Origin of the sequence: Streptomyces sp. ICN903 (assembly GCF_022015835.1) — a bacterium.
GTDB classification, from domain to species: Bacteria; Actinomycetota; Actinomycetes; order Streptomycetales; family Streptomycetaceae; genus Streptomyces; species Streptomyces fenghuangensis.
This window is the reverse complement of record NZ_JAKMAY010000331.1, coordinates 1-5,798: the sequence shown is the minus strand read 5'-3', so window position 1 is coordinate 5,798 and position 5,798 is coordinate 1. Positions and strand designations below refer to the sequence as shown.

Annotated in this window: 4 protein-coding genes and 1 pseudogene; all 5 read right to left on the bottom strand. The window is 72.6% G+C overall.

Annotated features, from left to right (window positions below):
* Positions 1–471: pseudogene (locus L7D48_RS24720) on the bottom strand (type VI secretion protein); the annotation flags it as partial.
* A 2-nt stretch (positions 472–473) separates the two neighbouring features.
* Complete coding sequence (locus L7D48_RS24715; protein ID WP_237882647.1) at positions 474–1,928, bottom strand: ATP-binding protein; 1,455 nt, start codon at positions 1,926–1,928, stop codon at positions 474–476.
* A gap of 14 nt (positions 1,929–1,942) precedes the next feature.
* Positions 1,943–3,493 carry an SCO6880 family protein gene (locus tag L7D48_RS24710; RefSeq protein ID WP_237882645.1) on the bottom strand — a complete coding sequence of 517 codons (1,551 nt, stop codon included), beginning with the start codon at positions 3,491–3,493 and terminating at the stop codon, positions 1,943–1,945.
* Positions 3,490–4,809 carry a hypothetical protein gene (locus L7D48_RS24705; RefSeq protein WP_237882644.1) on the bottom strand — a complete coding sequence of 440 codons (1,320 nt, stop codon included), beginning with the start codon at positions 4,807–4,809 and terminating at the stop codon, positions 3,490–3,492. The genes L7D48_RS24710 and L7D48_RS24705 overlap by 4 nt, the downstream gene beginning before the upstream one ends.
* A complete protein-coding gene (locus tag L7D48_RS24700) occupies positions 4,799–5,590 on the bottom strand; it encodes a hypothetical protein (protein ID WP_237882642.1) in 792 nt (263 codons plus the stop codon). The genes L7D48_RS24705 and L7D48_RS24700 overlap by 11 nt, the downstream gene beginning before the upstream one ends.
* Positions 5,591–5,798 lie beyond the last annotated feature (208 nt).

Here is a 5,798-nt window from a genome sequence, read left to right as displayed (position 1 = left end):
GGCGGGGAGAGGCGCCGAGGCTGTCCCGTGGGGCGCGGGCGGGGCGTCCTTGTACGGGGCCGCCTGCCGGGCGGCCCGCCGCGCGGCGCGCAGGGCGCGCCGTCGGGCCACGGCGCCGGCGGCGAAGAAGCCCAGGACCGTCAGGACCATCGCCTGGCCGATGAGGATCCCCCAGAACAGGCCCGGCCCCGGCAGGGCCTCCGCCTGCGCGCCGGGCCAGGCGGCGGCCAGGTCGCCCGGTTCGGAGACGAGCGCGCGCATGGCCGCCGGGGTGTGGACGAAGGTGATGCCCTGCGGCCATGCTCCGTGGGCGAGGAGGCCGGCCAGCCCGGCGGCCGTCCAGCACAGGACGGTGACGCCCAGCAGGAAGCCCATGAGACCGAGCAGCAGGCCGTCCGGGATGCCCCTCTCCGGCGGGGCGCCCGTACCGCCGCCCTGCGTCCCCGGTGTTCTGTCGTGGCCCCGGGCCACCGTCAGGCCACCGTCTCGTCGGCGCGTGCGAGCCGCTCCATCGCGGCGGCCCGGGACTCGGTCTCGGCGTCGAGTTCGTCGGCCAGGGTGTCCTTCATCGGCGAGCGCTGGGAGGGGTCGGAGGGAGAGCCGGACGGGGAGTCGGGCGTGGAGGATTCGGTCATGGCGCGGTCGGTGAACACCAGCGGGCGCTCGGCCTCGGTGACCAGGTGTTTGACGACCTGGACGTTGCCGTTGACGTCCCAGACGGCGATGCCGGGGGTGAGCGTGGGGATGATCTCCACCGCCCAGCGCGGCAGACCCAGCACCTTTCCGGTGGCCCGGGCCTCGTCGGCCTTCTGGGCGTAGATGGTGCGGGTGGACGCCATCTTGAGGATGGCTGCCGCCTCCCTGGCCGCCGCTCCGTCGACGACGTCCGACAGGTGGTGGACGACCGCGACGAACGACAGGCCCAGACGCCGGCCGAACTTCAGCAGGCGCTGGAAGAGCTGGGCGACGAACGGGCTGTTGATGATGTGCCACGCCTCCTCGACCAGGAAGATGCGCTTCTTGCGGTCGGGGCGGATCCAGGTGTGCTCCAGCCAGACGCCGACGATGGCCATCAGGATCGGCATGGCGATGGAGTTGCGGTCGATGTGGGAGAGGTCGAAGACGATCAGGGGCGCGTCGAGGTCGATGCCCACCGTCGTCGGGCCGTCGAACATGCCGCGCAGGTCGCCGTCGACCAGGCGGTCCAGGACGAGGGCCACGTCCAGCCCCCAGGCCCGCACGTCCTCCAGGGCGACGTTCATCGCCTCGGCCGACTCCGGCTCCGGATGGCGCAGTTGCTCGACTATGTCGGTGAGGACGGGCTGGCGTCCGGTGACGGTGTCGTTGACGTAGGAGTGCGCGACCTTCAGCGCGAAGCCGGCGCGCTCGTCGAGACCGTGGCCCATGGCGACCTCGATGATGGTGCGCAGCAGGGCGAGCTGGCCGGTGGTGGTGATGGACGGGTCCAGCGGGTTGAGGCGGATGCCCTGGTCGAGCGCGGCCATCGGGTCCAGGCGGATGGGGGTGACGCCCATCTGCTCGGCGATCAGGTTCCACTCGCCGACACCGTCCTCGCCCTGGGCGTCCAGGACGACGACCTGGCGGTCGCGGAAGCGCAGCTGGCGCAGGATGTACGTCTTCTCCAGCGCCGACTTGCCGTTGCCGGACTCGCCGAGAACCAGCCAGTGGGGGGCCGGGAGCTGCTGGCCGTAGAGCTGGAAGGGGTCGTAGATGTAGCCCTTGCCGCTGTAGACCTCGCGGCCGATGATCACGCCGGAGTCGCCCAGTCCGGGCGCGGCGGTGGGCAGGTAGACGGCCTGGGCCTGGCCCGTGGAGGTGCGCACGGGCAGGCGGGTGGTCTCGGTCTTGCCGAAGACGAAGCTGGTGAAGGCGTCGGTGACGGCGGTCAGCGGATCGAACGCGGCCATGGTGTTGCGCCTCCTCAGCGGCGGATGCCGGTCGCGAACGGCAGGGTGTTCACGAACGCACGGTGATGCTCCCGGTCGCACCACTCCAGCTTCAAGTAGCTCTTTCCGGCCGATGCCCGGATCGTGCGCTTGTCGCGCGCCAGGGCGTCGGGGTTGCGGGAGGAGACGGTGATGTAGCCGACGAGGTTGACGCCCGCGGCGCCGGAGGCGAGGTCCTCGCCGCGCTGGTCGACGCGGCTGTGGGCGGCCACGTCGCGCGGGTCGACGGTGCGGTTCATCTTGGCGGCGCGGCTGGCCTCGGCGGCGTCGTTGGTCTTCTCCGTCAGCATGCGCTCGATGGCGACCTCGGTCGGCTCCAGGTCCATGCAGACGGCGACGGTGCGGATCACGTCGGGGGTGTGGACCAGCAGCGGGGCGAGGAAGTTGACGCCCACGGGGGTCATCGGCCACTCCTTGACCCAGGCGGTGGCGTGGCACCAGGGGGCGCGGGTGGCGGACTCGCGGGTCTTGGCCTGGAGGTGGGTGGGCTCGGAGGCGTCCAGCTCGGCGGGCCAGGCGTTGCGGCGGCTCATGGCCTGGATGTGGTCGATGGGGTGGTCCGGGTCGTACATGGAGTGGATCAGGGACGCCATGCGGGACTGGCCCAGCGGCTGCCGCACCCGGATGTCGGCCTCGGCCAGGCGGGCGCAGATGTCGGTCAGCTCGCGGGCCATGACGACGGCCAGGCCCTCGTCGCGGGTGAGGCGGCGGCCGGTGGAGGCGCGGGTGGCCTTGGCGATCGCGGTGGCCTCGGCGGCCAGGTCGCGGGTGTAGTGCATGCAGGCCACCAGGTAGGCGCGGTGCTGCTCGCTGGAGGTGGAGACCATTGACAGCAGCTGCTCGTAGGAGTCGCGCAGCCAGGGCGCGGCCCGCTCGTCGCCGCGCTGCGCGACGTCCTTGGCGTGGGCGTCGGGGTCGGCGGGGAGGGTGCGGGCGAGCATCTGGAGGCGGGTGACGAAGCCGTCGCCGTTGGCCACGTGCTTGAGGAGGGTGCCGAAGCGGTCGACGAGGGCCTCCTGGTCCTCGCTGTCGCGCAGGCCCACGCCCGGTCCCTCGATCTCGATGGCGGCGGTGACGGTGCGGCGGTCGGCGTGGAGCAGCACGGCGATCTCGTCGGGCCCGAAGGGCGCGGACAGCCAGTTGACCCGGCCGACGCCGGGGGGCGCGGGGATGTCCACCTCGGTGCCGTCCAGCCGGGTGCCGGCCTCGGCGGCGGTGGAGCGGTAGGTGGTGCCGCGGCGCAGCAGGCGCCGGTAACTGCGGTTGATCTCGAACCACTTGTAGTACGTCCGGCCGTTGTAGGGGACGTACACCGCGGCCAGGGCGAGCAGCGGGAAGCCGACCAGCAGGGCGATGCGCAGCGACAGGACGGGGACCAGGAGCCCGCTCATCATGCCGAGGAAGGCGCCCGCGATGATCAGCGCGATCTCGCCCGTCTCCCGGTTCCTGCCGACGACGGCGTTGGGACGGGCGCGCCCGATCATGTACGTGCGGCGCGGAGCGACGGTGTGGGACGGGGTCGTCATCCGCGATCACCTCCGGTGCGGTTGCTGGTGGTGCCGCCGCCGCTGCCCGTGCGGGGCGGGGGCGGCGCGGTGGGCCGGGAGGAGGTCCGGTCGCCGCGCGAGGCGTGGGCGGCCACACCGCCGGAGACCGGGTTGGCGGGCCGGGGGGTGGCACCGGACTGTCCGCCGCCGCTGCCGCCCTCGGCGCCGCCGCGGGCGCTGTGGGTGGTGATGCCCTGGCGGAGCATCGCGGCGGGGGAGGAGACGACGGCGGCGGCCGTGCGGGAGGCGGGATCGGCGCTGGCGTTGCGCTGGCGGACGATCTCGTCGCCGAAACCGGGGACGAAGCGGTAGATCATGGCGCTGGCGAAGATGGCGAGCAGGATGATCGCCAGACCGGAGACGATCGCGGAGAAGGCGTTCGGCCCCTCGTCGGAGGCGAGCGCACCGGCGAGGCCGAGGACGATGACGATGACCGGCTTGACGAGGATCACCGCGATCATGATGCCCGCCCAGCGGCGTACGTGGCCCCACAGGTTCTTGTCGACGAGCCCGGCGTAGACGACCGTGCCCAGCAGGGCGCCGACGTACAGCAGGGCTGCGCGGATGACGAGTTCGAGCCAGAGGACGCCGGCGGCGAGGACGGAGACGAGGGAGACGACGATCAGCATGATCGGGCCGCCGCCGATGTCGTCGCCCTTCTTCAGGGCCTCGGAGAAGGAGCCGAAGAACTTGTCGGTGTCGGACCCGGTGCCCGCGGCGATCACGTCGGTGACGGCGTCGGTCGCGGTGACCAGGGTGTAGAGGATCAGGGGGGTGAAGGCGGAGGCGAGGACCGTCAGCCACAGGAAGCCGATGGCCTCGGTGAGGGCCTCGGTGAGGGGGATGCCGCGGACGGCGCGCTTGGCGACGGCCAGCAGCCACAGCACGAGGGTGAGGATCGTCGAGGCGGCGAAGACGACGGCGTACTGGCGCAGGAAGGCGGGGTTGGTGAAGTCGACGGTGGCGGTGGAGGAGACGGCCTCGGAGAGCTTGTCGACGATCCAGGCGGCGGCCTCGGCGCAGCCCTGGGCGAGGGAGGCGAGGGGGTCGAGGGTGGACAGGGGGTCGGAGTCGGCGCCGCCTGAGCCGTCGGTGGCGCTCTCGCCCTGTTCGCAGACGTCCTGGGCGGAGCCGGGGACGTTCTCGCACACGCTGCGGTCCGGCTCCTCGTCGTCCGGCGGGGACGTCGGCTCGTCGGCTGCCGCGCGGGCGGCCAGCCAGACTCCGGCGGCCTGCAGGCCCGCCAGGAGTCCGGCGAGCGACAGGGCGCGGCGGCTGGCTCGGTCAACGGGCATAGGTGAACCCTCCGTACTCCTCGACGGCCCTGCTGATGTCCTCGGCTGTGGAGGCCCGGATGTCGCCCGGTACGGGGGCGGGGCCGTCCTTCTGGGAGTCCTCGGTGATCTTCCAGTCGGATCCGGCCCACCGGAGCCGGAAGGTCCAGGTCTTCCAGGTGGTGGTCACGGGGATGGTCGACTCCTCGCCGGCCATGCCGATCAGGCCCGTGTACCAGACCTCGACGGTGGCGTCGTCCTCGGTGTACTCCGTCACGCTGGTGCCGACGGGGACGGTGCGCGAGACGAAGGTCGTGCCCTCGGGGGCCTCGCCCTCGGGTGTGAGCCCTATGCGCTCGAAGAGGGCCTCCGAATAGGCCCTGTCCTGCCGCTCCTTGACGCGTGCGGCGGCTTCGGGGGTGTAGAGGGTGTCGACGAGCATGTGCCGGTGCTCGGTCTCGAACATGCCCGTACCGCCCAGCGCCACCGCGTAGTTGGCCGCGGCGCTCTGCGCGCCCTGCTCGGTGCGGGGGAAGCCCGAGGGCACGCCGTTCGACCGCTCGGTGACGGGGCGTTCGCCGGTGGGGGCGGTGGGCCGGGCGTCCTCACGGGCCCGCGGGCCGCCGCCGTCCGGCGGGGTGCCGTCACCGCCTCTGTTGGCGAATGCGATGGCCGCGATCAGCAGGACGACGACGCCCACCACCGTCACCATGCTGCGGCCCACCCGGACGGGCTGCCGCCGGGGCTCGTCGTACGCGTCGACGACGTCGTCCTCGTAACCGCCATCGCCGCCGATGCTCATCGTGCGCGTGCCCTCTCGGTCGCCCGGGTGCCGCCCGGTTGTCGTCGTGCCCTGTCCTTGACGTTAACTCCGCCGCGGCGGTTGTGGGACCGGTGTGTGCAGGATCGCTTCCGCACCGTGAGCGGTGGATCACCGGATCCGGCCCGGCGGCGGCGCCCCGCGCCCTCCGGTCGCGTTCCGGTGGGGGAGGAGGGGAGCCGGCCGGGGT

Excerpts from the sequence above, each read along its gene's own strand:
- L7D48_RS24715 (WP_237882647.1), bottom strand. The coding sequence starts at position 1,928 with ATGGCCGCGTTCGATCCGCTGACCGCCGTCACCGACGCCTTCACCAGC.
- L7D48_RS24705 (WP_237882644.1), bottom strand. The coding sequence starts at position 4,809 with ATGCCCGTTGACCGAGCCAGCCGCCGCGCCCTGTCGCTCGCCGGACTC.
- L7D48_RS24710 (WP_237882645.1), bottom strand. The coding sequence starts at position 3,493 with ATGACGACCCCGTCCCACACCGTCGCTCCGCGCCGCACGTACATGATC.
- L7D48_RS24700 (WP_237882642.1), bottom strand. The coding sequence starts at position 5,590 with ATGAGCATCGGCGGCGATGGCGGTTACGAGGACGACGTCGTCGACGCG.